Origin of the sequence: Rhizobium sp. Root708 (assembly GCF_001429725.1) — a bacterium.
Taxonomy (GTDB): domain Bacteria; phylum Pseudomonadota; class Alphaproteobacteria; order Rhizobiales; family Rhizobiaceae; genus Rhizobium.
In genome coordinates this window covers 1-26,231 of sequence record NZ_LMHV01000011.1, presented here as the reverse complement: position 1 = coordinate 26,231, position 26,231 = coordinate 1, and the positions used below count along the sequence as shown (strand labels likewise).

Genomic DNA, 26,231 nt, shown 5'->3' with positions numbered 1-26,231 from the left:
GGCGGCCACTATATTGTTTTCGCAACTCTAGTATAGGTCGTGTCTATAAACCAGCTTTGGCCGTTCCTGGCCGTTAGCCACTGCCCACCATGTGTTACGAGATGGCTATCCGCAGTTCGGCTGAAGCAGCGATATGCTCGGTTCCAACCCCTATCCGACGCCTTTATATTATTTTCGCAAGTATAGTATATCGTGATCGATTGAAACGGCCTCCTCTGAGGGCGTGCCAGTATCGCTTTGTGCAGCACCCCAACTATGTCATCGTGGTCGGCGAAATCGCAGTCCTTCCGTTATGCCTTGGCCAACCGCCTTACGCTGGTATTCTCCATAGCCAACGCGATCGTTCTCGTCGTCCGTATCAGGACCCAGAATGCAGCGCTTTCAGGATTACGATATGCTGCCCGCCGCTGATCTTTTGCCAGGTGTCCGCACTCCTTTTTCGGTGTGGGTCGGGTTCGTGGCTATGTGCGCCGGTATGTTTATGGCCATCCTCGACGTCCAAGTCGTGGCGACGTCGCTTCCGACAATACAATCCGCGCTTGAAATCGATCCAGACCGAATGAGCTGGATCCAGACCGCCTACCTGATTGCCGAGGTCGTCGCCATACCGCTCACTGGCTTCCTCACCCGCTTTTTGACCATGCGCTGGTTGTTTGTGGCTTCCCTGATTGTCTTCGTGATCGCCTCGGCTGGTTGCGCTGCAAGCGGCAATTTCAGCGAGCTCGTCTCCTGGCGTGTCCTTCAGGGCTTCTCCGGCGGGACTTTGATCCCTTCTGTTTTTTCTGCGGTGTTCATCCTGTTTCCCAGCCACCGACAGGCACTAGCGACGACGATTGCCGGCGTCCTCGCGGTCCTTGCGCCGACGGTTGGGCCGATAGCCGGTGGCTGGCTCACCGAAACCTATTCGTGGCATTGGCTCTTTCTCATCAACCTGGCACCGGGAGTCCTCGCGGCTGCGGTGGCATCACGAACCCTACACGCCAAGGCATCGACGGAACAGCGCTTCAGGGGTTCGACTGGATCTCGCTATATGTGGTTGGCTGCTTGAGCTGCTCTTTTCTCGCCGGGTCGCTTTTTACGTGGCGTTCCACGATGCGATCACCACCGCTCGTCGNTTTTCTGCGGTGTTCATCCTGTTTCCCAGCCACCGACAGGCACTAGCGACGACGATTGCCGGCGTCCTCGCGGTCCTTGCGCCGACGGTTGGGCCGATAGCCGGTGGCTGGCTCACCGAAACCTATTCGTGGCATTGGCTCTTTCTCATCAACCTGGCACCGGGAGTGCTCGCGGCTGCGGTGGCATCACGAACCCTACCACGCCAAGGCATCGACGGAACAGCACTTCAGGGGTTCGACTGGGTATCCCTGCTGTTGATAGCCGGAGCTCTTGCCACTCTAGAAATCGGGCTCAAGGAAGCGCCGACGAGTGGGTGGATCTCGCTATATGTGGTTGGCTGCTTGAGCTGCTCTTTTCTCGCCGGGTCGCTTTTTACGTGGCGTTCCACGATGCGATCACCACCGCTCGTCGAACTAGGTAACTTCCGTGACCGTAACTTTCTAGTCGGCTCGGTCTTGAGCTTCATTCTTGGCATCGGCCTGTTTGGTTCCGTATATCTGATGCCAGTCTTTCTGGCATTTGTCCGAGGACACGACGCTTTCGAAATCGGCATGACGATGCTGGTCACGGGAGTTGCTCAACTCATCACGGCGCCGATTGCCGTTGTATTGGAAAAGAAAACTGACCCACGCCTGCTGTCGGCGTGTGGATTTTCCTTGTTTTCCGTAGGCATTGCCATGAGCGCGTTTCAGGACCCGCAATCCGATTATGATGCGATGTTCTGGCCGCAAGTCGTTCGCGGTGTGGCTATCATGTTTTGCCTTCTGCCTCCCACCCGCCTTGCCCTAGGTACGCTGCCGGCTCACCGCGTTCCCGACGCCAGCGGCCTCTTCAACCTCATGCGAAACCTCGGTGGTGCTATCGGGATCGCCTTGATCGACACCATCATCTACACCCGTACGGATGTCTTGGGTCAAAAGCTTTGGAAGGGTCTCGAGAGCGGCGACATGAAGATTGCCGCATTCGTAGGGGCTCCAACTGGCATAGTCAGTGCTCATCAGTCCGGCGCGTTTGACGCTGACAAAACAGCGGTGCTCGACCCGCTCGTCCAGACCGCGAGTTCTGTCCAGGCGATCAACGAAGCATGGCTTCTCGTCGCTATCCTCACGGCGTGCGCGATCACCGCTCTTCCTTTTGCAACGCGTGTATCGCCCGGCGAAGACGGAGCCTAGCTCTTCTTGCTGTTACGACGCAGCCAACTCAGTCGGATCGCGCCGCCATCGAAGTTCCTGATACGAAGCACGCCGAGCGGGCTAAACTGACCTCAAGCGCGGCTGGGGTCATGGTCTTCGAATACAATTACGATATCGTCGAGCGGTCGTGATATATCGAGCCRGACGAAAACATTACGGGCCGTTTCAGCGCAGCGTTCACGATTGAGATCGCGGCTTCGTTCGGTGAGGCTTCCAGAAAGTGGGGTCGCTTGATCAGCCAAACGGAGTGATCCACGCGACACTACGCCTGCGAGGAGATGCGCACAGTGTCGCCTTATGTCATTCGATCCAGCTGACTTCATGAAAACGAAGAAGAGTATCGGAGCTTTCAGCATAGCTGCACGTATACGCGCGGAGCGGGAATTCGCGTATACGAGGGTGTGAGGAAGGGCTCCCGCGAGAGCGTCAGCATAGCGGTCCGAAGAAGTCGCGGGACCGACTGGCCCACGCCAGCCTGCTCCAGTTTCTTGCCGCCGCACCGTTCGCCTGGTAGTCACCGCACCTTTCTCGTCAACGCCACAACGCTGCAGCTATTCTTTCCGATATCGATACCCAAAATTGAAATCGTCATGGACCGGCTCCTCTTCCTTGAACGATGGATCATCATACTCGATGTCCTCGGAAGGGCGGGCCATCCCATAATCAACAGTGAGGCATCTTCTTCCGATGATGACCGTTTTCTAGGTGGCTTCGTTGAATTCCCGATACAGCTCGATTGTGGGCAGATGTGCATCGATAGCCTCGCGCACCTTCGCTGCCATCGGCAGATTGTTTTTCTCGTTTTTCCACACATCCATAAACCGTTCGACCGTCTCGCGTGCTGTGTCGAGGACAAGCTTTTCGGACAGCGCCGACTTGGCGGCCAGATGTGCAAGCTCATCCTTCGATAGCTCTGCCATTCTTTTCGTGCGTGAAAAGTTAAGCGCCGCCGTATCCTCTGCCTCGATATAGGGGATGGTCGATAGCAAATCGTAAGCCGGCGCGAGCGCAGGAGTGCGGCGATCGGGGTAGATCAGAGACCAATTTTTGAGATGCATGTCGCCATTGCCGATCAGTGTGCTGAAGACCAACCGGCGGATGAACTCGGCCACGTCGGCCGTGCTCGTCTCGATGCCGAGGACGCGGGCGATCATCCGGTAATTGCCCTTGCTGTACTTGTCATCCGGCTTCACGCCGAACACTTGCGCAAAATCCTCGATGTGCACCGGACCCTTCGGCGTACGGTCGAAACGTCTAATAGCGAGCACTTGCCCATGCAGTTCGCCCACGCCCGGTGGCAAGCCGCTCACGGCATCCAGCTCGACCAATTGGATCTCCGGGACGTCCATGCCCATCATGCCGGCGATGGTCATCATTGAGAATTCGTTTTCTGGCACGCCGCTATACTGCTGGGAGGGCAGCTTTACGATCCATGATCCACCCGTACCCTCGGCCGGAATAGTCAGGCCGCCTCCCTTCGTGGTGTTTTTGAAGGCTGAGAATTTCAGCTGCACCCCGGCCAACGAAAAGCGCAACGCATTCGGTCGCGCTTTAACAGAAGCCTGCTCATCATCGGGCGGCAGGTCATCGCCGTCGGAGGGGTGTACGGTTACCGCACCAGGCAGGTCGCGGCCGAGCATCCAGAGCAGGAAAAACTCCCGCGTCTGTCTTATGCCGGCGCGCTCGGCGAGATATTTGCGCAAAGGACCTTCCGGCAACAGGTTCGAAAAGAACGGCGGGACCACCATGTTATACGGACGGAACTTCGTAACCAGTGCGCCGAACGGATCCTTGAATGACAGGCTGAGTGTAGGCCGCTTTTCGTCTTCGATATAAGCCTCGTTGAATGCGAAGATCGAGCGGCCGTCCTGCAGGTTCGTCAGGGTCGCGACCGGTTCGCCGTTTAGCTTGATATCGAGCACCGTGACTTTAGGCATCGTCGTCCTCCTCATCCAGTGCGTATGCCGAGCGCGGGACCGAGTCATCGCGGTCGCGATGCACTGCGGCGTTGCGCAGCTGTCTTATCTCGCGCGCGATCGCCCCCATTTCTTGCCACGGCATCTTATCGGCCCGGGAAGTCTCCAGGCGGTCGGCTGCCCGCTTGAGCATGTCCAGCTCGTCAGGGGTCAAAGGSAAATGCCGCAGGAGGGCCAGGCTATCCTTGAATATGTCCGCGTCGACCCTTGATCCAGCCCCATAGCCGAACTGCGCCAACCATCGCTCGAGCCGAGCCACAAGTTTGCGCTGGTCAGATGTAAGGACGTCATTTGACGTCGATCTGCTAACGAGGATATTGCGGATCGCCGGCATCAGCTTCTTGGGCGCAAGTACGATCTCGAGGTCGAGTGCACGCGCCACATCCACCAGGCTGCCAAGTCCGGGCTCCATCGTGCCCCGTTCGATCTGGGAAATATGGCTTTGCGTCAGGCCCGATCGTGCACTCAGCTCACGCTGGCTTAGCTTCTGMCCTTGCCTGGCAGCGCGCAATTGCTGCGTTATATGATCTGTCTTGTATGTCACGATCATTATCCTGTATCATACGCTATCGTATATACAGGATAATATATAGACAGCTCGGCAGAAARGTGCAATKTTGATATATAAAACCGTATCACAAAGGTGAATTATATATAACCGTATATCATATCAACAATGCAGGCTCATAATTCGAGTCTAGATCACGTAACATCCATCAGGATGCGCATTAGATCGACCTGTACCGACCCTACCGGCATCGTATCCCCCGTGAAAGGGACAGCAATATAGGCCTGCCCGTACGGTTGCGGCCGTCGATCCCGCTGCCTTCACAAAACAAAGAAGCGTATTGGAGCTTCAGCATAGCGGCGCGCGTCTACGCGCGGAAAGCGGGAATTCGCGTCACACGAGGGGGTGAGGAAGGACAGCCGCAGGAGCGTCAGCATAGCGGTCCGAAGGAGACGCGGGACCGACTGCCCCACGCCAGCGTGTTCCGCTTTCTGGCCGCATCGCCAACAGCGGCTGTTTGAGAAATCGACCCGTCCCCTCTACTCCGTTGTGTAGGATTCACACACATCTGTTGATTGTATGTGTATATAGAATCCCGTAAAACGTTTCGATGTGCAATCGAGACGGAACCGCTAGGATGGATGCGATTCACACCGAAGGCTTCGACGCTGCTTTGACCTTGACCGATCACATTGAACACCTGCCGGACAGGAAGCGGCGCGAACTCGCGCACATCATTGAGATTCTGTTTGCAGGGGTCGAGAAGTTTCAGGCAACGAAGCTGTCCGAGAAGCGCAGTGCCGGCAAAATACTCAAGGTCATCCTCTACGGTTCTTACGCCCGCGGCGACTGGGTCGAGGATCGTGTCAGCGGGTACCGATCCGATTACGACCTATTGATCGTCGTCAACAACAAGGCCTTCGCGGAAGAGCACGAGCTCTGGGAAGACATCGAGCACGAGTTGCTGGACCAGCAGCTCAGTCGCCGTATCGAGACACCGGTGGTTCCCATCGTTCATGACCTCAACGACGTGAACGCGCAGCTTTCCCGTGGTCGCCCCTTCTTCATCGACGTCGCGAAAGACGGCATCGTTCTTTACGAGAAGCAGGGGCATCCGCTCGCTCAACCGAAGGCACTTACGGCGGCAGAACAGCACACCGAAGCACAGGCATACTTCGACCAGTGGTACCAATTATCCAAAGAGGCTTTGGCTGGTGCTCAGCTGCTCCTTGAGAAGGATTTCTGGCGCGACGGTGCGTTCATGCTGCATCAGGCTACTGAACGCGCATATCACTGTGCGCTGCTCACGCTGACGCTTTACAGCCCAAAGTCTCACCGAATTAGAGTTCTGCGCTCTAGAGCGGAGGAAGTGGATAGTCAGTTGATAGCAGCATGGCCACGCGACACTCGCCTTTCGCGTCGATGCTTTGAACTGCTGTCGCGGGCTTATGTCGAAGCGCGTTATTCCGCCAAGTACAACATCAGCGTCGAGGAGCTTGGATGGCTAGTTGAGCATGTCAGACTGCTTCAAGGGGTGGTGGAAACCGTCTGCCACAAACGCCTTTCACAGACGCCCCAGGCTTGAACCAAGCGGTTCGACCGCGGTGGTGCTCTTGATGAAGATCGAACCTTTGGCCCAGTTATTTGTCATGAACTGAGAGGCAAGGGATCGGTACCTTCGCTTAGAATTGCCAGGTATCGTCGATAGCTGAACACGCGTCCACGCTTGCGGCCGGTCACCTCATCGACGATGCCCAATCGCTCTAGATCTGCGAGTGCGGCGTTGACCGTTGGTGCGGACAGACCTGTGATCTGAACGATCTGGTTTGCCGTGTGAAAAGGGTTCTGCTGGAAAAGCTGACCTGCCACTGCGAATTTCCTCCCGAATTGATTAGAGTCCGGCCCATCAAAGGACGGACGAATGAAGAAGCAGAGATTTACGGAAGAGCAGATTATTGCGGTGCTGAAGGAACAGGAGGCTGGCGCGAAGGTGGCCGACCTGTGCCGAAGGCACGGAATTTCAGAAGCGACGTTCTACAACTGGAAGGCCAAATACGGCGGCATGGAGGTTTCCGAGGCCAAACGGCTGAAGGCGCTTGAGGACGAGAATGCCAAGCTGAAGAAGTTATTGGCCGAGCAGATGCTGGATGTTGCCGCACTTCGTGAGCTCCTGGCAAAAAAATGGTAGGGCCTGCCGCTAAGCGTGACGCCGTCGCGCACCTGAAGACCGAGATGGGGCTTTCGGAACGGCGGGCCTGCCAGATCATATCTGCCGACCGCAAGATGGTTCGCTATCAATCCTGCCGACCGCCAGAAACGGCGCTGCGGGCAAAGCTGCGCGATCTGGCCAATGACCGTCGCCGCTTTGGATATCGACGGCTGTTTATCCTGCTTCGGCGGGAGGGAGAGCCGTCTGGCGTCAATCGCATCTACAGACTGTATCGAGAGGGAGGTCTTTGCGTGCGCAAGCGCAGAGCCAGGCGGCGTGCTGTCGGCACGCGTGCGCCGATCCTGGTCGAAGCAAAGGCAAATGCTCGCTGGTCGCTGGATTTCGTCCACGATCAGTTCGCCTGCGGCAGGGGCTTCCGTGTGCTCAACGTTGTCGACGACGTTACGCGCGAATGCCTGGCAGCGATCCCGGACACGTCGATCTCCGGCCGTCGTGTTGCTCGCGAACTGACGACGCTGGTCGAACGACGCGGCAAGCCCGGCATGATCGTCTCCGACAATGGGACCGAACTGACCTCGAATGCCATCCTTGCCTGGGCGAAGGAACATAAGGTCGAGTGGCACTACATCGCGCCGGGAAGACCGATGCAGAATGGCTACGTCGAGAGTTTCAATGGTCGCATGCGCGACGAGTTGCTTAACGAAAGCCTGTTCTTCGGCCTCGATCATGCCCGCAGTGCCATTGCCGAACGGGCTGACGATTACAACAATTTCCGGCCGCACTTATCGCTTGGATACCAGACCCCAGCAGCCTATGCCGGGACCATCGCCGCAACCGGCTCCAACGCTACGCAATATGGAGGCTTCGCGTCTCCGCCGGTTGCTCACACCGCGCCATTTGGCGTATCAAAAACCGCCGAGGCTCTAATCGCAGCCGGATGAAACTTCAGTGGCAGGTCATCGCTAGGAGTAGATTGCATCTTTGCCGGCTTAACGCTCCGGCTTTTGCGAAAAAAGAAGCCCGGGACCCCCGCCCGAGCTTCTTGGCACCGACGAGCCGTCGATGCCGGGAAGNCGCATCTTTGCCGGCTTAACGCTCCGGCTTTTGCGAAAAAAGAAGCCCGGGACCCCCGCCCGAGCTTCTTGGCACCGACGAGCCGTCGATGCCGGGAAGGATCGGAAGTCTGCACTTTCCGATCCGCCGTCCGACAGTCTTGTTTCCATGAGTTCCAGTTCGAAAGAAATAAGGGTCGAGCGTCTTAGGTTAGGCAAAGCAGTCTCTCGACAGAAGGAACCCGCTGACGGGTGCAAAGCGGGCTCCAACAGCCAGAGGTCGGTCCCAGGAACCGATCCGCACCGGGCAATTACCACTAGCTCACATGTACTGAGCATTAGCGAGTCAATTCGACTGACACCCGTTATCCGGCGAACGATCACTTAGGAATGTACCGTCCGAAAGCCCCGCGTGTTGGCCGCGAGGCCCCACCGATGACGGGGGTGAAAAACGCTCGACATGAGCGNCCGGCGAACGATCACTTAGGAATGTACCGTCCGAAAGCCCCGCGTGTTGGCCGCGAGGCCCCACCGATGACGGGGGTGAAAAACGCTCGACATGAGCGTACGATTCCCACATCCACTTTCCGCCTTTCCTTCGCGAGGATTTGTCAAAATGAATGCGCGCGAAAGTCTCCTCACGATCCCATGCCGTGAAGTCATCCTTCCCCTCTCCTGGGCTTGTTTCGACCCAGCGAAGACGCGGCTGGTACCTCTGCTTATCCGCTTCAAGGAGTGCGACATGAGCCCTAACAAGCTCGTCTGTTGGGTGAAGAATTGCTGCCGCGTCATCGCTCAAAGCGAACGCGGGCAAGGATGAACCGGGATTATCGCGCACGATACCGAAGGCAACACGGTAATCTTCAGCGTGAATGTGGTCAGGAAATCCGGGGGAAGCGTGCCCATCCTCGAACACAACGCGGTAAACTCGGGCCTCATGGTCGATCCACGAATGTCCTTCAGGAGCGGGGATGGGTTGGATCCCTTCAGCAGCCGATTTCGCATAAACCTCCTGGCCAAGCTCAGTGATCAACAGTTTGCTCGACATTCGGTCTTGCGTTGCCCACCCGCTGTCGACTAGCGCTTGGAAGGTTACCCGGCCAACGCCAAAAAACGCCGCCAGAGGCACGGCCTTTCCTGTGGAGAGGCGTGCGAGCGCGGTCACTTGTCGGCGATCTATTTTATTCATGCAGCAGGTCCCAGTCAGAAATGCGAGTCGGGTAATGGATACGACGCTTAGCAAGAAATGCACAAAATGCGGAGGGTCGCGCTTCAACTCCTGGAATGCCTGCATGGATTGTCGGAATGCGCGCGGACGTGTTCGCAACGAGAGGCTCAAGGCAAATGGCGGGAAACATACTGCAGCAGAATGGAGGGCTTTACTTACGGCCAGCCCCGTATGTGCCGAATGCAAGCGGCCGTGGCATGCAATCCCCATGCGACCAGATCCTCGTTACAAGAACACCTGGACCAAAGGGCATAAACTGCCGGTCTATCACGGCGGGACAGACGATATCTCGAACATTCAAGCCGAATGCTATGAGTGCAATTTCGAAAAGAACGCTGGTGCGTTAAAGCGACAGATTTAAATGCCCGCAATGCTACTTGATTGCAGGCGGCCGTTAAGTGCTTCCAGTCGTCCTTCATCCAAACGACATTCTTGAAACCTTCGCCATGATCTTCTTCCACGGCGACCGACCCACGCCGCTTAATCACCTGACCGCTTACGCCTCCTCGCTGTGTTGCGGCAGGTGGCGATGCTCTTTGGTCTCCCAGGTATCGATCAAAAACAAGGCGATCGAGCTTGCGGAATTGAGGGCTAGTCGGGCGATGCGCGGATCGATACGACGAAAGCCTTTCTCACGCCCATGGGCGTCGCCAGCATGCGTACGAAGCGCGCCGATACCTTTGGTGACAGACGTGAGGCCGCCTAAGACCTGTCGGACATCTTGTTCGATCTCGGAAGGCAGATCGGTGCGGCCTGGTGAAAGGTTCAGTGATTCCTGCACCGCTTTGAGCAAGCCGTCGATGTCGCGCTTTGGCGGCAGCGGCAATCCGAGTTCTATCAGGATCGAGCGACATACTGCCTCGACAAGCGAGCATGCTGCTGTGACCGCGTCCTCCGGGTCGGTGCTGATGCTCGGCAGCGCTCGAGCGATTTCGATTTGGACGGTGTCGAAGTCCAGTTTCTCGACCTTGGTGATGAAAGGCTGGACAATGAGGCCGGCGGCGGTGCGCTCCACCAAGTGTGCAGTCCCATTGACAATCGTCACAGCGAGACCATCGGCCTCCAGTGCGGCGTTGACGTGTTCTCTCACCGCAACGGCCTTTTCGGGAGAAGAGAGATACTCCCGCGGGTCGCAGACACGGAGGATGACCCGCTTCAAGGACTCGTCATCGTCCCAGCGGTTCGCGAGATCCCGTAGATATTGGATCGTCGCAGGGACGCGGGAACTGCTCCCGATACGCATGTCGAGACCGCAGTCGAGAAATAGTGCCTCTATCTTTGAACCACTCCGATATATTCCAATCGGTTCCGTAAGATCCGGACCCTGCCCGGCGCCGCCGGTTATGACGTCTGCGAGCGCCTTTATCACAAAGGGAGAGAAGCGTCCGCTCATGCTGCAGCCACTACTCGTCTATCAAGATCGAGTCCGCCAATCCATCCGGCCCAGGGTTTGACGAAATGCAGGAACGCTTCTTCGGTGGTGATCACCACCCTGTAGGTTTCAGCCTTATCACGCTGTTCTTGATTTTCCTCGTAACGCGACAGAAAAGCCATGTACACCATCTGGTTTCCCGGGATCTCTCTCCCCTCCTTGTCGAGATAGATGATGTTCCCGTGCGCTAGTGCATTGCGGAGAACCCGCAGCACCTCGTCGGCTTTACGTGTCTGAATCGTATTCGCCTCTGCCGAACGGGGATCCCTGCCATCCTGATCAACCCACTTATGGACCTTGTCGACATTGTTCATAATACGGGACTGTCGCCATTGGGCGCCGTCCGGTGGCTCCTCCCAAAAAGGCGCCGCGAGAAACTTGGCCTTCTCGAGCGCCTTCAGGTTCTTCACCAAGTCCTTATCGCGCCCTTGGTCGTGCAGGAAGTGGCTGGCGCGCATCCGTTCGAACGGGATCGTCAGAACTGCAGACGCTGCCAATAGGCCAAATGACCCTAGTAGGCTTTTCTCGCGCGCAGATGCCTCAAGCATTCCGATGAGCTCCAGCGCTCGGCGCGGATATTCAATGGCAAATCGATCTGGCACCCCCATGGCATCCCTCCTTTGGATTACAAGCCGACCGCATATTTCGCAACGATAGGTGGCTTAGCAACGGATATCCTGCCGACGGCCTGACGCCCATAGGAAGAAAAATCCAGGCCTAGGTAGAAGTTGCACCAATGACCGGAATCGGCCCCGGTCGCTGGATGAAGTATCCCTATCCCGGCGCCCGTTACACAGCTTCGCGCCGAAGACGGACGACATCCTTCGAGGGTGGGAGCCCGAACTGTCTTGCGTATTCCCGGCTAAACTGGTTTGGGCTTTCATAGCCGACACCAAACGCGACCGAAGTCGCAGTTCCTTCGCCGGCCATCAGAAGTGTCCGCGCATGCAGCAACCGGACCTGCTTCTGATACTGAATCGGGCTCAGTGCTGTGACCGCCTTGAAATGACGATGGAAGGCCGAGACACTAAGGGCCGCCATTTCGGCGAGGGCCTCGACCCTGAGCGGTTTGGCGAAGTTCTCCCGGATCCACTGGATCGCGGCCCCGATCCTCGACAGCGCCGCATCGGGCGCGGCGATGTCGCGCAGCATCCAGCCGAGCGGTCCCTGCAGCACCCGGAAAAGGATCTCCCGCTCGTAGGCAGGTGCCAGCACGGCGATCTCGTCCGGACGATCCATCAACCTGAGCATCCGTACCCAGGCGTCGAGGAATTCGTCGTTGACCGGAGCGACTGAGAATCCGGAGCCGAACAGCTTGCTGCAGACCTGCACCGGCAGGTCGCTGATGAGTGCTGCGACCGTTGGCGGGTGGAGCGTCAGGCTGACCGCGAGATAGGGTTCTCCCGCCACAGAGGGATGCACCGATCCCACTGCTGGAAGGTCGACCGACATGACGAAATACGTCGCCGGGTCGTAGGCGAACGTCCGCTCTCCGACGGTCATCGTCTTCGACCCGGTCAGGATCAGGTTGATCATCGGTTCGTAGACCGCCGAAAGCAGATGCTCCGGGATCTCGCCCTGGACCATCGCAACACGGGGAATGCCCGTTTCTGTTCGGCGGTTTTCCGCTGTCGACGCTAGATCGCGCAGCTCCTGAAGTTGCTTTTCCATGGAGGTGACCGTGACAGGTCAGGATCGCCTCCGCAACAGGGAAGCAGAAATAGGCAAGCTTCGGAGAGGAATAGGTGAGCGGGCGAGATGGCGCAGGCCTAGCTTCAGGTCACATCAAACGGACAGGGAAACAGCCATGAAGATCGTAATCGTCACCGGGGGAAGCCGAGGTCTCGGAGCCAGCACAGCCATCGAATGCGCCCGCAAGGGAATGGGCGTCGTCGTGACCTACAACAGCAACCCTGCAAAAGCGGACGATGTCGTGAATACGATCATGGAGATCGGCGGTAAGGCCGTTGCCCTGAAGCTCGATGTCGGCGACGTCGGCTCGTTTCCGGCGTTCCGGGATTCGATTGCATCGAAACTGCGTTCCGTCTTCAGCCGGGGCGACTTCGATTATCTCGTCAACAATGCCGGATATGGCCTCTTCAATCCGATAGCCACGGTGACGGAAGATCAGTTCGATGGGCTGTTCAACGTCCATCTCAAAGGGCCGTTCTTCCTGACCCAGATCCTGCTGCCGCTGGTGGCGAACGGCGGCCAGATTATCAACATCACCAGCGCTACCTCGCGCGTGGCGACCGCAGGCGTCGCGCCCTATGCCGCATTCAAGGGTGGACTCGAAGTCCTGACCCGCTACATGGCCAAGGAGTTCGGCGAGCGCGGCATCCGCGCGAACTCGATCGCTCCCGGCGCAATCCGCACAGAACTCGGCGGCGGTCTGAACGACGCGTTCGAGGCCATGCTGGCAGGCCAGACTGCGCTCGGTCGCGTCGGCAAGCCTGAAGAGATCGGTGGCGTCGTCGCCAGTCTCCTGTCGTCCGAGAACGGCTGGATCAACGCCCAGAACATCGAAGTCGCGGGCGGCTACATCATCTGATCAGAGGAGAGCAATATGCTCGACCATGTCTTCATTTCCGTCAGCGACATCGATCGCTCGATCGCCTTCTACGAGGCGGCGCTGGCCCCACTCGGTATTGTCCATGCGCACGACTACGAGGGAAAGGACGGCCCTCCCGGACATCCCGATCTGAAGGGGTTCGGGGCGAACGGCAGAGTGTTTTTCTGGCTCCGCGAAGGCGTGGTCGAAGGCCGCGCAGCCCATGTTGGCTTCGTCGCTGATGGCACCTCCCAGGTCGACGCCGCCTTCGCCGCCGCCATGATGGCGGGCGCCTCGGAAATCCATCCGCCGGGAGCACAGCTCCACTACGACCCCCGCTACTACGCCGCCCAGGTTCGAGATCCTGACGGCTACAGCCTCGAATTCGTCTACAAGGAATGGCAGCACTGATATGACAAAACTGATGATCTATGGCGCGACGGGCTATACCGGCCGCATGGCGGCGGAACATGCGAAGGCGGCCCGCACGCCTCTCGTTCTCGCCGGCCGCAACGAAGCGGCCCTCTCCAAACTCTCTGCAGAACTCGGCATCGAATACCGCGTCTTCGGCCTCGACGATGCAGCGGCGATCGATGCCGGTCTGGCCGGCGTCTCCGTCCTGCTGAACTGCGCAGGACCATTCATGCGCACCGCCGATGCGCTGATGAAGGCATCGATCCGCAATGGCATCCACTATCTCGACACAGCGGCCGAACTCGACAGCTACCGTCTGGCCGGCTCGCTCGACGACGAGGCGAAGGCGGCAGGCGTGATGCTCATGCCGGGCGGCGGCGGAAGCGTCGCCATGCTCGGCAGCCTTGCCGGACATGCGGCCTCGCGCGTGAACGACCCTCTCAAGATCAGGATCGCGCTGCATGTCGCAGGTGGACTTTCACGCGGATCGGCGATCAGTGCCATGGAGAACGTCACCGTCGAAACCCTGGCGCGGGTGGACGGCGAGCTTGTCGCTATCGCCGCCGACGGCATCCGGAAGTTCGATTTCGGCAATGGTGCGGTTGACTGCTTTCCGGTGACGCTCCCGGATCTCATCACCATCTGGCGGGCGACGGGCATTCCCGACATCGAGACTTTCGTACATGTCACCGGCGATGGGTTCCCGCAGGGTGATCTGTCTCTCCTCCCAGGCGGCCCGAGTGAAGAGGATCGGCTTGCCAGCCGCTACCAGGCGGTGGTCGAAGTCACCGATGCCGACGGCGTGGCCAGCCGTTCCATCCTCGACACGGTCAATGGCTACACGTTCACGGCGATGGCGGCGGCCGAGGCTGGCCGGCGTGTCCTGGGCGGCGAATTCCGTCCCGGCTTCCAGACGCCTGCTGCCGTGTTCGGAAGCGGCTTCGCACAGACCATCGCCGATACCTCGATCAACGATGTGTGAGGAACCCGGCAAAATGCAGAAGCTCGTCGAATCCTTTATCGCGACTGCCAATGCCTTCGACGTCGAAGGGGCTCTGTCTCTGTTCGCAGCCGACGCCGTCATCGACGATGTTTCGGTTGGCGACCCCTTCGTCGGTCGCGACGGTGTCCGCCAATATCTTGAGCGGTTCTTCGTCGGTTACAACGAGCAAACTGCTGTCCATCGAAGAACTGGACAGCGTCCATTCAGATGTCCGGCTCGATTTCACAGGCGATTTCGGACACGAGATCGGGATCTTGAAGGTCGCGATCAACCCCGACGGTCTGATCGAGCGCATCGACGCCGATCTCGAATAACTCACCAGCCAGCAGTCCTATCAAACCATAACCATCGGCGCACAGCGCCGATGCCGGGAAAGGCGTGCATTCCGCAGGCCTCCGGCGCAACAAGGAGCACGTTCATGACCATTTCGCCATCGTTCGCACAGGACGTCGCAGACCGGCTCGCGGTCGTCGAGGCCCTTTACCGCTTCGCCGCTGGGATCGATCTTCGCGACAGCAACCTCCTCGCCTCATCGCTGGCGGAAGATGCCGTCTCCGACTTCCGACCGGCTGCTGCCAAGGCCGGCTTCGAATATCCCGTCATCGAGGGCCGGGATGTCATCGTCTCGGCGCTGACGACATCGCTCGCCACCCTGGATACGACACATTCCGTCAGCAATCCGCGGGTGACGATCGACGGTGACACGGCACGCATGGGCGTTCTCGTCGAAGCCCAGCACGTTCCCCGCAGCGATCCCTCGCGTCACTACCTGATGAAGAACCGCTACGACATCGAACTCAAGAGGAGCGGCGATCTTTGGGTCATTACCCGCAACACGGTCGACAACGTCTGGAGGTCAGGTGACATCGGAGTTCTTTCCGGTATCTAGCCTCTACTATGTGTGCTGAAGGAGGACGGCGGCGAGACATTGTCTTCGCCGCCGTCCTCCCGCGCCACGTCTGCTTTCGGCGCAAAGCCGCCGCCTAGTCATGTTGATGCCCGCAACGAACTCCAAAGAAATCTTAACCGAGCCCCATTGACGATCGAACAAAAAGGGAACATAAGCGTCCCGCAGTAATATCTGTGAGAGCGGCACATGACGGCGCCGCGCCTTCGCCTCTGCGGCTTCCATGAAGGGAACGTGGCCATGCATTCGATGCGAATACGAATAGCAATCCTTCCGCGAGCTTGACGCCGCGCTTTCGCACGCCACGCAAAGACTCCTGAACAGCAGACATCCCAGACCGATGCTCTTGGCACGCCTGCGCGCGCCATCGGTAGTTCCGCCGCTTTACATGCGGTGCCATTCCGAAGCCTCGTTTGAGCTTGGATGTACTTCCGACCGTGCCTCTTTCGGGCGACGGCAAAGGACTCGCGCCTGGAGAGAAATACTTCGCGGGCGCAGGTTCAAGGTTTCGAGCTTTAATCCATTGATTACAATTAGTTAGGCGAATCATGGGTTGCCGATGGTCTCCGATTATGGACCTTTGCGCCCGTGTCCGGCGGTGTCCACCTCGCTTGACCGATTTCAACAGACAGTTTGTCGACGTCGCTTCCGAACAGCGGGAGCGCGAACGGAGAGGTGTTGCCGATGATCAGCCATGCCAAAAGTTTTCGCGTCCGGAACATGAAGCTGAGATCTCAGGATCTCGAATCCTGCGGGATCACGAAAGGCCTATTGGAGCACCTGCGGCCGTTGATCCTTCCGTCGCCCCGATCACGGGTGAACAACGTCGCGCTGTCTTTCTTCCACGTCAAAAGGAGCGTTCAAGATAAGCGGCGTTCGGGCCGGAAACCGTCCCAGATCACCAAGCCACTACCCTCCGACGATAAGAAGCGTTCGACAGAGAATGATTATCAGGTTCTCCTTCAGTGCCTTCCGCACGCGAACGTCTGGTATCGGGAGCACCTGCGGCGGACCTTCGATCACATCTTCTCAGAGCATCATGAGCCCCGCATTGTTTTCCCGCCGCGCGTCAGGGAGCACGGCCGGTTTAGGTTCACAACATCAAAGTACGAGACTGGCAACTCGATCGTGACCCGGAACAAGTGGATGGCCCATGGCTTAGCGCTCATGGATGGCGATCCCGACATTGTCGCGCTCTCTCCATATCCCATCACTATCCGGTACCTCGGCCGCAATGCGAGCAACGGCGTCCAGTGGAAGGATCATGTTCCGGACCTCGCGGTCCTCCGCCGCAACGGGGACGTTGCCTTCATGGATTTCTTTCACGACCTTGACACCCGTCGCGACGACGACCGCACCCATGCCATTCAAATCTCGCTGAAGGAGGATTGCAGCGCGTCCTACGAGGTCATGATGGCGACGCAGATCTTGAAGCAGCCGCGTTTCTTCAATCGCAATCTCCTGCATGCGAACAGACCACGCAGCGGCGAGGTCGACCTTACCATGGTAGAGCGAAGCATCCTCGAACAGCCATTCCCGATGACAATTGACGAACTGACCGATGCACTGCCGCGGAATGTTCTCGTTGAGAGATGGGAGGACGAGGCCCGTTCTGCAGCGAAACCGACTGCAGGTGTCAAAGTCGTCTTCAGCGCATGCCTGAGGCTCTGCTACCTCGGCAAGGTCGACCTCGACATGTCAAAACCACTGTCGACTTCCTCGATCGTCTCGCGGAGGGTGTGACAGTGTCTTTCGCTAGCAAGCATTTCGAATTCATGCAGCCTGTGCTGACAGCACATGACCTTGGCCTTCCCAAGGTGGAACCCGGCGAGATCGACGGCCAACTTTTCGGCTTCACGTCCGGGGACAGAGTTCTGATCTTCAATGAAGATCGGACGGGGTACACCGAGGCGCGCTTCAAGGAATGGCTTCAGCTAACTCTGGAGTCGCGCAAGCTGGCTGTATTCAGCCGCGTCGAAAGCAACGAGCAGATCACACTCAGCAATGCGGGGATGAGGTGGCTGGAGAAATTCGGCCGGATCGTCCCGGTTGGAACGAGCGGAAAGAAGATCCTGCCGGGATCCTCTCATCGCCTATCCGACGCGGATCGCCAGGATGCCGAGAAGGCGATGGCCATCGTTGATCGGTACTATGCTTTTCTGGAGTCCATCGGCTTCGAAACGTACGGCCTCAAGAAGAGAACCAAAGCGTTCCTGGTAGGCGTCGCAGCCGAGCGCAGCGAAGCTCCGATGAGCTACGAGTGGCTGCGAAAAATGGTTCGCAACGACGAGGCAGGAACACACTTCGACCGTCTGATGAACTTCGCCCGTGCTCCTAGGCGAGGTAACGGGTCACCGCGTCTCCCCGGTCTGATCTATGAAGTGCTTGAGCTGGCTGCTCATTTCGCGTGGTCGCAGCCAAAGGGCGACTACAAGACCATGATGGACCACTTCATTTATCTGTTGCTGGAGGAAGATCGATTCGCGCCTGTCCGGCACGTCGGTCTGACAAAGGAAGGCGCAATCAAGCTCCACAAGAGCACGTTCGACTTTCATCTTGCCGCCGTCGACAAGTACACGAGATCGCTGCTGCGCCACGGCGCTGACATCGCCGCGGCGAGGAACCGCCAGTACATCCGCGTCCACCGCCCGCAGAGCCTGCTCGACATTGTCGATGTCGACCATCTGAATCCTGATATCATCGCGTATCTCGACGAGAATCCTCTCGCCTTCGGGTGACTGGAGCTCGTGATCTTCCGGGAGCGGTTGTCAGGATCCATCATCGCGTATGCAGCCGGCTTCGGAGATCCTTCCTACGCCACCTTTCTGCGAGGACTTGAAGCCGCGATCTTCGGGATGGAGCGGCTCGCGGAGAGCGTGACTTGGCCCTGGTTCGGCTTGTTCAACAAGCTGGCAGTGGACAATGCACTCCACCTGATCGGCGAATCCATCGACGCTGCCGCCCACGCGATTGGGTTCGACATCATCGAGCACCGTCCGGCAGCCCCGGGTGACAAGGGCGCGTTGGAACGTGCGCTGGGTACCCTGGCACGAGACGTGTTCCAGAACCTGCCCGGCACCACGATGGAGTCGCCTGAGATCAGGAAGCTGTTCGGCGAGGATCGCGACATGGCCGTGCCTGTTCTTGCGCTGTCTGAAGTGGAGGCGGTCATCCAGCACTGGATCGCGAACGTCCACCATCAGCCCCCCCGCCAAGGTCTCGGGGGTGATCTTCTCACCGAGGCGGGCGTTCCCGCCGAACTGTGGAAGAAGCACGAGGCATCAATCCCGCGCCGCCCTCTCCTCGACCGATCGATCTTCGCCCGACTGGCCGGTGAAACGCGGTGGGTCACTGTCCAAAGCGATGGCGTGCGCTCGGATGGGATTCATTGGAACTCCCCAGGCCTCCTTGCCCTATCTCTTCATCCAAAGACGAAACGAGCAAAGTCCGGACGTGACTCAACCAAGTTTCGCATGACGATCAATTTCAATGGCATCGGCCAAGCGTGGGTTCACGACCCCTACCGCGAAGAAATCATCGAGGTGCGCGCTGTCGGGCCTGATGCGGAGTACTGCTCTGGAATGACCATGGAAATCCACAAGATGATCCAGGATTTCCGTCGCAAGGAGGAGAAGGCCGGTCGGGTCAAACCACATCTGCTTCAGGCGCGCCGGGAGCTCCACTCGAAGCTCATGGACCTGATCGACCAGAACCGCAAGAGATATGCTCCTCGAAAGAAACTCGCCAAGTTCGTCCAGGGACACTTCGTGGCCGACCGCCGCCGGAAGGTTCTGGAGGTGGCGAGAATGGAGGACGACGGCACCATCGATCTGAGCAATGGCGTCGAAGTCACAACGGCGCTTCGCACGGTCCCAGCTCCCGCAACGGACGTTCCGAAGACCCCTGTGCCAGCGCCTGCGGTTGAACAAAAAAGTGAGCCCCGGTCTGCCGAAACCCGACGGAAGTCGGCTCCCAAGAAAACTTCTCCCGCAGGGGACGATGACGACGACATCGCCAGCCTGCTCGCTCGCAACCCTGATTGGAAGAAGAAGCCATGATCACGAATTCCACACCGCCACATTTGATACGCCAGAGCAGCGAGAGGCTGTGAGCCTGCTACCCAACATCGAGCGCCAGCACATGATCGAGCGGCTGCTGGTTACCTATCCGCTGTTCGACCAGCTCGTCGAATTCATTGGGAATTACCACTTTCCAGTGATCGGAGGGACTCACGGGCGTGGCTCCGTGGGCGGCCTATTCGGAAAGACGCGTGCCGGGAAGACCGACATCATCAAGTTCTACTGCAACAAGTGGCCGGCACACGTTGTGGAGGACGGCATTGTAATCCCAGTCGTTTACATCCCGGTGCCCCCGGACATTGTACCGCAGCGATTTGCTGAGATCGTCTATGACGTGACGGGATCCGGATCCGCTCCCAAAATCAAGATTCCATCCCTTATGGGGCGGTCAGTCGATAGGATCGTAGGGGTGCGAGCGCAACTGGTCATTATCGATGACTCTCAGTTCTTGTTTGGAGCACACAAGAACCACGTGAGAGAGTTTTATGGCTTCCTGAAGCAACTGGTCGACAGGCACACCTGCAACATCCTGTTCGTTGGCGAAGAAGGCGTGATCCCACAGGTGCTTGCGTTCGGTCCGCTTGCTGCGAGGGGAGGGTTCCCCAAAAAAGTCCTGACTCCGTTCGGCGAAGGTGCGATGGACCAGTTCCGACTGCTGCTGCTGCACGAAATCGATCTTCGCCTTCCATTTCGCCAGCTATCCGGGCTTGCGAACAAGTACCTCGCTCAGGAGCTACATGACTTCACAGGCGGTGCCACGGGCCAGGTGATGTTCAACTTGGTGCGTCCTGCTGCCTTCCGAGCACTCAACGAGGATTCACCGCGTATCCTTCGTCACCATCTCTATGAGGAAGCCGCCCTCCGACAGAAGCCCGGCGACGCCCGGGAATACTTCGCCAGGGAGGCAGCGTGATGGAGACGTTCCGCCTCCCCTTTACGAGCTGGCGATCGAAGCCCGGCCGGAGATCTGATCAAGTGGTGGTTTCCGTCCTTCGAGCTCGACCCTGATGGCGAGCCGCTCGGGCGTCCGGCTCCGCTCCTCCTGGAGCCGGATGATTTTGAATGGTACGTCCTCTCCCGGTTTGGATGTGTTGAGAGCTATGCTCGCCCACTCCTGGATAGCGCGCCGCTGCACGAGGTGATCGATCTATGCGGGGCCATGGGGCGTCTGCTCTCGAATCCATGGATGAAGACTGCGCCGCCAAGCGGGCGCGAGGATTGCCGAACAGGGTACCTGGCTCTCTCTGGGAGTTTGCCTGATGTCGAGAACACCTTCGTGGCTTGGCTGGAGGCTAATGTGGCCCAGCAGGATCGCAACCGCGGAATCTACAATGGCTATGGTTGGTTCATGCCCCGCGGAGAACGAAACTTCCTGGGAGCAGCTCGCTGGCCAGATATCAATGCTCCATGCGGCGTGCCTTTGCGAAAACAGGTCGCATCGGCCGTCAGAGCAATGGTGTAGACCAACTGCCGCACAAGGAAGTCACAATAAAGGAGGCTGCGGCAGCTATCGGAGTCGACGTTCGCGGCCTCCGCAGCATCAGCCAGCAGGCGGGAATCACGGTCAGGAGTTCCGATCCTGCGATGCGTGCATTTCTCACCGACGACCAAGTAGTCCGCCTCCACACCATGGCAAAGGATATGATCATCAACGTGAAGGAGGCCGCAACCCGGCTCGGCTGCAGTCAGGCGTGCGTTCGCGACTTCGTCTCGATGGGCGTGATCAAAGGATTTAGCCGCACCCGGATCTTCGGTTACGAGGGGCACGGACTGGCAAACCTCGGATCCGAGGTCGACGCGCTTCGCCAGCGTATCCTTACGGTGCCCATCGTTGGCAGTCGGGGGCAGCACCACGGTATCAACTATCTATCGAAGGCAACGGGCAAAAGCGTGGCTGACATCGTCCAGTCTGTTCTTGAAGGCAAGATGGTCGTCGCGCGCCTCGACCGCCGCCGGAGGGGTATTGCCTCCTGGCGTTTCGAGGCGATCGCCTACAAGAAGGCGTATCGTCAGCGAGTTCGCGAGAAGGAGGTCCGCGCAGTCGAGGCCGCTGCCGTCATGCAGATGCAATTGGACGCCATCCAGGTGTTCGTTCGCGCTCGTGTCATCAAAAGCCGCGTCGGGAGAGATGGCCAGACGTATCTCGACCGCGCCTCGTTCGAGGTCTTCAGCTCCACCTACGTCAACGCCAAGGTCTACCAGGATCGTCTCGGGTGCACGGATCTTGAACTCGCGACCAGGCTGGAAGAGCTCGGGATCCGGCGCATTCATGGAAAGCTCCGTGCCCGCAACAGGATCTATCTGGTGGAGCGGAAGTCCCTGGAAAAGGCGATTGGGGAGCTCGATGATCGCGGGAATGACCCACCGCTCTGGGAGGCGTTCCGCGCGGTGATGGCGAGCGTGTGCGCGTCGTTCGTCATCCCGCCATCGTCTGGTGGAAAGGTCGTGAAGGCGTACACAGCCACGCGGTCGACCTATGTGGAGCTTCATGTCGAGGGTACGGAACTGCTGATCCGGAAGACATTTCGAAGCCACCCTGCCCCGCGCGAATGGAAAGTGTTCATCGCCAATCAGCGACAGATTCGGCAGGAATGGAAGGCCTTCAGTTGGTCGAAACTGAATGCAAGAGGTGACGTGACAGCGGAATTCAGGATCCGCTCGGTCGAGGATATCACTGTTGCCGCGGAGGCGCTGCGGAGCCTCTATCTCCACTTTAAGAACCCGCGGAAGCTGCCGCAGTCAAGGGATGGCGATTGATCCCTCAAGTCATTGGTTGTGGTCGCATSAATGCACCGAGTCAGACGACAGGGCATTCACCATCGACGCTGCCCTTCAGGAAAGTTGTCTACGGCGTCCCGACACTCTTCGCCTTCTTCGGTACCGCAGCCCTCGCAGCACTAAAATCTGCTGTCGCGTGGACTTTTCCCGTCTTCCTAGCAAATCCGCGCGGCACCGATATTTACGTGCGTGTTTACAGTTGCGTACTTTCATTCGAATTCGCCTGGGGCTACCGTCGCGCCGACGGTATCCGCCGTCGGTGTCAAGGAGACAAAAATGGCAGACGAGAAGGGAAAGACGGCCACCGGAGAAACGCGGGAGGGCCTTAGCCGCCGCGATCTCCTCGTTGCCAGCACGGCATTGGCCGCGAGTGTTGTGACGTTGTCCAGTGCCCCGACTGCCGTGGCTCAGTCCACCACCACGACGGCGATTCCGGGCAAGAAGCCGAACATCCTTATGATAATGGCCGACGATATAGGCTGGTTCAACGCCAGCATCTACAATCACGGCATGATGGGTTACCGCACGCCGAACATTGACCGTATCGGAACAGAAGGTGGAATGTTCACCGACTGGTATGGGGAGCAAAGCTGCACCGCCGGTCGTGCCGCATTCATCACCGGCCAGTCTCCAATCCGGACGGGTCTGACGAAGGTCGGACTCCCTGGCGCAGATATCGGGCTGCGGGCCGAAGACCCGAGCGTCGCCGAGTTCCTCAAGCCACTGGGATATGCGACCGGTCAATTCGGCAAGAACCATCTCGGCGACAAGGACGAGTTTCTTCCGACGAACCATGGCTTCGACGAGTTTTTCGGGAACCTCTATCACCTGAATGCCGAAGAAGAGCCAGAGAACCCGGACTATCCCAAGAATCCCGATTTCGCCAAGCGCTTCGGGCCACGTGGCGTCATCAAGGCATCGGCCGACGGACGGATCGAGGATACGGGACCGCTGACCGTCAAGAGAATGGAGACGGTCGATCAGGAATTCCTCGGCGCCGCAATGGACTTCATCGACAGGCAGCAGAAGGCCGACAAGCCATGGTTCTGCTATTTCAACCCGACCCGGATGCACGTCTGGACACACCTCAAGCCGGAATCCAAGGGCAAGACGGGCCTGGGGCCTTATCCGGATGGCATGGTCGAACTCGACGGCTATGTCGGGCAGTTGCTTCAGAAGCTGGAGGGCCTCGGGGTGCTAGACAACACCATTGTTGTCTTCACGACCGACAATGGCGCGGAAGTGATGTCGTGGCCGGATGGCGGCAATACGCCCTTCCGGGGCGAGAAGGCGACGAATTGGGAGGGCGGYTACCGCGTCCCGATGCTGATCCGCTGGCCCGGAACCATAAAGCCCGGGACCGTCTTCAATCAAACCTTCGCTCACTATGACTTGGTACCGACATTTGCAGCGGCAGGCGGCGATCCCGACGTGGTGGCCAAATGCCTGAAAGGCGGTCAGTTCGGCGCCAAGGCCTTCAAGGTTCATCTCGACGGCAATAATCTCATTCCCTTCTTCAAGGGCGAGGTGAAGGACGCGCCCAGAAGGGAGTTCGTCTACTGGAACGATGACGGCCAGCTTGTCGCCATTCGCTACGACGACTGGAAGGCAGTCTTTCTGGAGCAGAATCACGAGGGGATCGGCGTCTGGAYGCGCGGCTTTGAAGAGCTGCGGATTCCGAAGCTCTTCAACCTTCGCTCCGACCCATTCGAACGGGGTGATCAGTCGATACTCTACGACAAGTGGCTGGCGGATCACGCCTTTGTTCAGGTTCCCTTGCAGACACTCGCCGCGAACTGGCTGAGTACCTTTAAGGAGTTTCCCCCCAGACAGAAGCCTGCGAGCTTCAACCTCGACAAGGTCGTCGAGCAGTTGTCGTCGCCTCAAAACTAAAAGGTTTAATTTGTCAGAGACGGCTACAGRACGCTGATGGCTATCAACGTCTTGTAGCCGTCGAACACACGCAGTTAGGAGGTGTCCCGTCAGTGGAAGTTGCGCGCCTTGACCTTGAGGCTATCGATATGCAGATCGGGAATGAAGATGTCCCGAGGCTGAATGGCAGGCTTCGGGTTGTCCTTTCTGGCCCGCCACCGTGGGCGAACTCGTCGCCCCTGCCTGTCGGTAGCTTGAAATCCATGTCGCGGTCAGCCAGCCCTGACAGCTCTCAGGAGAGATCGCAGAGCTGCTGAGTAACGAGATGGACGAAGTCGCCTTCTCTCTGGATCTTCCCGTTGACCGCCATCATCGACGATCCAAGCACCAACCGGCGGCGCTTCTCGAACAACGATGGCCACACCACCAGGTTCGCCGAACCGGAACGACATTGGCCATGCTGAAGGATTCGTGGATCACGCCACCAGCAGCCGTGAGTTTCTCTGCGTGGCCGCGACCCGGAGCGCAGCGGGTCGGACGGCTTATTCAACGCACTGGCTCGGTTTTGCGAGTTCTCGCGACCCCAAATGTGAACCTTCGGCGCGGCCGCGCGGAACCAAAGCTTAGCGACTGGGTTGATTTTCTCCGGGAGGAAAAACCAATGTCCAAGCTCGAGACCGCCGACGTCCAGGTCCATTTCACCGAGCACGGTAGCGCACACGGCCAGCCTATTCTCCTTCTGCATGGATGGCCCGACGACGCATCGACGTGGGACGATTTGATCGCACGGCTTTCGGGCAATCGGTATCGCCTGATAGTCCCCACGATCAGAGGGTTCGGGGAAAGCGTGTTCAAACATGACGGCGCACCCCGCACCGCTAACAGCGGTATCCTGGCATTGGATGCGATCGCCCTGATGGACGGCCTCGGCATCGAGCGTTTTTCTGCGGTGGGGCACGACTGGGGTTCGAACATCGCGGAAGCACTGGCGATCGGATGGGCGGATCGCGTCGAAAGGATCGCACTGCTATCGAGCATGCCACGGATGGGAGGACTGCCGACCCCTCCATTCTGGCATTCCCAGCTCGACTGGTACCACTGGTTCATGGCGACCAAGCGTGGCGCGAAAGCCATCGCGGAAGACCGTAGGGCTTTCACCCATCTGCACTGGGAGAACTGGGGCCCGGATGGCTGGTTCGACGAACAGACGTTCGACCGCGTGGCGCAGTCTTTCGACAATCCCGACTGGCTCGCGGTAACCCTTCATAGCTATCGGTCGCGATGGGACGAGGCCGAGCCTGATCCTCGAAGCTTGTGGCTCGAACAGAAGATCAAGGAAACCAGAACGGTGTCCCTCCCCGCCGTCTACTTTCAAGGACAAGAAGACGGTGTGAACCCGCCACAGGTGTCGGAGAATGTCTACAAGAAGTTTACGGGATCGTTCGAGCGCATCCTGTTGCAGAACGTCGGACACTTTCCACAGAGGGAAGACCCAGAGGCCGTCGCCAGGGAGTTGACCGTTTTCCTGGGTGGCGCCCCTTGAACAMATATGTCGTGACGCTCTTCATCTTCGGCGCGGTCGTCCTTTTGACAGCCTGGCTGCCGATGGCGTTGCGCCGCCTTCCCGTGTCCCTCCCAATCTGCTGCGTCGCCATCGGCATGTTGCTGGCATGGTCTCCATTCACGCCGCTTCCCCATATGAACCCGTTGGAAAACGGCAAGATCGCTGAACATCTGACTGAGTTCGTCGTGATCGTCGCACTTATGGGTGCCGGACTGAAGATCGACCGCCCCATTGGACTGCATCGATGGGCGACGACATGGCGGCTCTTGGGAATTGCCATGCCCCTTTCCATCGCAGCCATCGCCTTTCTCGGATGGAGCGTGCTTGGCCTCGGGGCCGCATCGGCGTTGCTTCTTGGAGCCGCCCTTGCGCCGACAGATCCCGTTCT

22 protein-coding genes and 4 pseudogenes are annotated in these 26,231 nt (G+C 58.5%); 19 read left to right on the top strand and 7 right to left on the bottom strand.

Translation table 11 applies throughout. The features are described from left to right. Window positions 1-215: 215 nt before the first annotated feature. The 3 genes and pseudogenes from ASE04_RS31500 to ASE04_RS10090 form a co-directional block, all read left to right on the top strand. Window positions 216-411, top strand: a pseudogene (locus ASE04_RS31500) (isoprenylcysteine carboxylmethyltransferase family protein); the annotation flags it as partial. After that, on the top strand, window positions 371-1,048 hold the full coding sequence (locus ASE04_RS10095; protein WP_443216856.1) for an MFS transporter: 678 nt from the start codon (window positions 371-373) through the stop codon (window positions 1,046-1,048). The pseudogene ASE04_RS31500 and the gene ASE04_RS10095, both read left to right, overlap by 41 nt. Window positions 1,049-1,115: 67 nt before the next feature. Continuing rightward, window positions 1,116-2,288, top strand: a 1,173-nt coding sequence (locus ASE04_RS10090) for a DHA2 family efflux MFS transporter permease subunit (RefSeq protein ID WP_056816148.1), incomplete at its 5' end; no start/stop codon positions are given. 722 nt (window positions 2,289-3,010) lie between these two features. Here the strand turns inward: ASE04_RS10090 and ASE04_RS10085 are convergent. Together ASE04_RS10085 and ASE04_RS10080 are read right to left on the bottom strand one after the other, a co-directional pair. Beyond that, a complete protein-coding gene (locus ASE04_RS10085) occupies window positions 3,011-4,246 on the bottom strand; it encodes a type II toxin-antitoxin system HipA family toxin (RefSeq protein WP_056816013.1) in 1,236 nt (411 codons plus the stop codon). Beyond that, on the bottom strand, window positions 4,239-4,835 hold the full coding sequence (locus ASE04_RS10080) for a helix-turn-helix domain-containing protein (RefSeq protein WP_244490377.1): 597 nt from the start codon (window positions 4,833-4,835) through the stop codon (window positions 4,239-4,241). Before ASE04_RS10080 ends, ASE04_RS10085 begins: the two co-directional genes overlap by 8 nt. Window positions 4,836-5,430: 595 nt before the next feature. Between ASE04_RS10080 and ASE04_RS10075 the strand changes: the two genes are divergently transcribed. Continuing rightward, a complete protein-coding gene (locus ASE04_RS10075) occupies window positions 5,431-6,378 on the top strand; it encodes a HEPN domain-containing protein (protein ID WP_056816010.1) in 948 nt (315 codons plus the stop codon). 62 nt (window positions 6,379-6,440) lie between these two features. Here ASE04_RS10075 and ASE04_RS30630 read toward each other — a convergent pair. Then, window positions 6,441-6,653: pseudogene (locus ASE04_RS30630) on the bottom strand (helix-turn-helix domain-containing protein); the annotation flags it as partial. A 61-nt stretch (window positions 6,654-6,714) separates the two neighbouring features. Between ASE04_RS30630 and ASE04_RS10060 the strand changes: the two are divergent. Continuing rightward, a protein-coding gene (locus ASE04_RS10060) for an IS3 family transposase (RefSeq protein ID WP_156408750.1) occupies window positions 6,715-7,904 on the top strand; the annotation gives its coding sequence in 2 pieces (ribosomal slippage) (window positions 6,715-6,967 and window positions 6,967-7,904; 1,191 coding nt in all). Window positions 7,905-9,202: 1,298 nt separating this feature from the next. Then, on the top strand, window positions 9,203-9,604 hold the full coding sequence (locus tag ASE04_RS32170) for an HNH endonuclease (RefSeq protein ID WP_082597299.1): 402 nt from the start codon (window positions 9,203-9,205) through the stop codon (window positions 9,602-9,604). 135 nt (window positions 9,605-9,739) lie between these two features. On the opposite strand, the gene ASE04_RS10050 is transcribed toward ASE04_RS32170, so the two are convergent. The 3 genes from ASE04_RS10050 to ASE04_RS10040 form a co-directional block, all read right to left on the bottom strand. After that, on the bottom strand, window positions 9,740-10,402 hold the full coding sequence (locus ASE04_RS10050) for an abortive infection family protein (protein WP_200960704.1): 663 nt from the start codon (window positions 10,400-10,402) through the stop codon (window positions 9,740-9,742). Window positions 10,403-10,632: 230 nt separating this feature from the next. Continuing rightward, window positions 10,633-11,283, bottom strand: a complete 651-nt coding sequence (locus tag ASE04_RS10045) for a hypothetical protein (protein ID WP_056815990.1) — start codon at window positions 11,281-11,283, stop codon at window positions 10,633-10,635. Between the two features lie 181 nt (window positions 11,284-11,464). Next, window positions 11,465-12,346 carry an AraC family transcriptional regulator gene (locus ASE04_RS10040; protein WP_056815986.1) on the bottom strand — a complete coding sequence of 294 codons (882 nt, stop codon included), beginning with the start codon at window positions 12,344-12,346 and terminating at the stop codon, window positions 11,465-11,467. Window positions 12,347-12,482: 136 nt separating this feature from the next. On the opposite strand from ASE04_RS10040, the gene ASE04_RS10035 reads away from it, so the two are divergent. The 11 genes and pseudogenes from ASE04_RS10035 (at window position 12,483) to ASE04_RS09980 (ending at window position 24,300) form a co-directional block, all read left to right on the top strand. After that, window positions 12,483-13,226 carry an SDR family NAD(P)-dependent oxidoreductase gene (locus ASE04_RS10035; RefSeq protein WP_056815983.1) on the top strand — a complete coding sequence of 248 codons (744 nt, stop codon included), beginning with the start codon at window positions 12,483-12,485 and terminating at the stop codon, window positions 13,224-13,226. A gap of 15 nt (window positions 13,227-13,241) precedes the next feature. Then, window positions 13,242-13,637 (top strand): VOC family protein, encoded by a 396-nt coding sequence (locus tag ASE04_RS10030; protein WP_056815980.1) that lies wholly within the window; start codon window positions 13,242-13,244, stop codon window positions 13,635-13,637. A 1-nt stretch (window position 13,638) separates the two neighbouring features. Next, complete coding sequence (locus ASE04_RS10025; protein ID WP_056815977.1) at window positions 13,639-14,622, top strand: saccharopine dehydrogenase family protein; 984 nt, start codon at window positions 13,639-13,641, stop codon at window positions 14,620-14,622. After that, window positions 14,615-14,764: pseudogene (locus ASE04_RS31495) on the top strand (hypothetical protein); the annotation flags it as partial. The gene ASE04_RS10025 and the pseudogene ASE04_RS31495, both read left to right, overlap by 8 nt. Before the next feature lie 297 nt (window positions 14,765-15,061). Beyond that, window positions 15,062-15,532 (top strand): nuclear transport factor 2 family protein, encoded by a 471-nt coding sequence (locus tag ASE04_RS10015; RefSeq protein WP_056815974.1) that lies wholly within the window; start codon window positions 15,062-15,064, stop codon window positions 15,530-15,532. A 1,164-nt stretch (window positions 15,533-16,696) separates the two neighbouring features. Continuing rightward, window positions 16,697-17,293, top strand: a complete 597-nt coding sequence (locus ASE04_RS30625) for a hypothetical protein (protein ID WP_156408749.1) — start codon at window positions 16,697-16,699, stop codon at window positions 17,291-17,293. A gap of 2 nt (window positions 17,294-17,295) precedes the next feature. Beyond that, window positions 17,296-18,288: a hypothetical protein gene (locus ASE04_RS10005; RefSeq protein WP_056815969.1), complete on the top strand. Its 993-nt coding sequence runs from the start codon at window positions 17,296-17,298 to the stop codon at window positions 18,286-18,288. Window positions 18,289-18,315: 27 nt separating this feature from the next. Continuing rightward, entirely contained in the window at window positions 18,316-19,608 is a 1,293-nt protein-coding gene (locus ASE04_RS30950; protein ID WP_162260519.1) for a hypothetical protein, read from the top strand. After that, on the top strand, window positions 19,550-20,542 hold the full coding sequence (locus ASE04_RS09995) for a TniB family NTP-binding protein (RefSeq protein WP_162260518.1): 993 nt from the start codon (window positions 19,550-19,552) through the stop codon (window positions 20,540-20,542). Before ASE04_RS30950 ends, ASE04_RS09995 begins: the two co-directional genes overlap by 59 nt. Window positions 20,543-21,213: 671 nt before the next feature. Then, entirely contained in the window at window positions 21,214-22,386 is a 1,173-nt protein-coding gene (locus tag ASE04_RS09985; protein ID WP_156408748.1) for a hypothetical protein, read from the top strand. A gap of 297 nt (window positions 22,387-22,683) precedes the next feature. Beyond that, window positions 22,684-24,300: an arylsulfatase gene (locus tag ASE04_RS09980; protein WP_056815956.1), complete on the top strand. Its 1,617-nt coding sequence runs from the start codon at window positions 22,684-22,686 to the stop codon at window positions 24,298-24,300. Between the two features lie 89 nt (window positions 24,301-24,389). On the opposite strand, the pseudogene dnaE2 reads toward ASE04_RS09980, so the two are convergent. Continuing rightward, window positions 24,390-24,724, bottom strand: a pseudogene (dnaE2, locus tag ASE04_RS29895) (error-prone DNA polymerase); the annotation flags it as partial. A gap of 216 nt (window positions 24,725-24,940) precedes the next feature. Between dnaE2 and ASE04_RS09970 the strand changes: the two are divergent. Beyond that, window positions 24,941-25,822 (top strand): alpha/beta fold hydrolase, encoded by an 882-nt coding sequence (locus ASE04_RS09970; protein WP_056815950.1) that lies wholly within the window; start codon window positions 24,941-24,943, stop codon window positions 25,820-25,822. Further along, the coding region (locus ASE04_RS09965; RefSeq protein WP_200960703.1) for a cation:proton antiporter domain-containing protein at window positions 25,819-26,231 on the top strand (413 nt) is incomplete at its 3' end. The genes ASE04_RS09970 and ASE04_RS09965, both read left to right, overlap by 4 nt.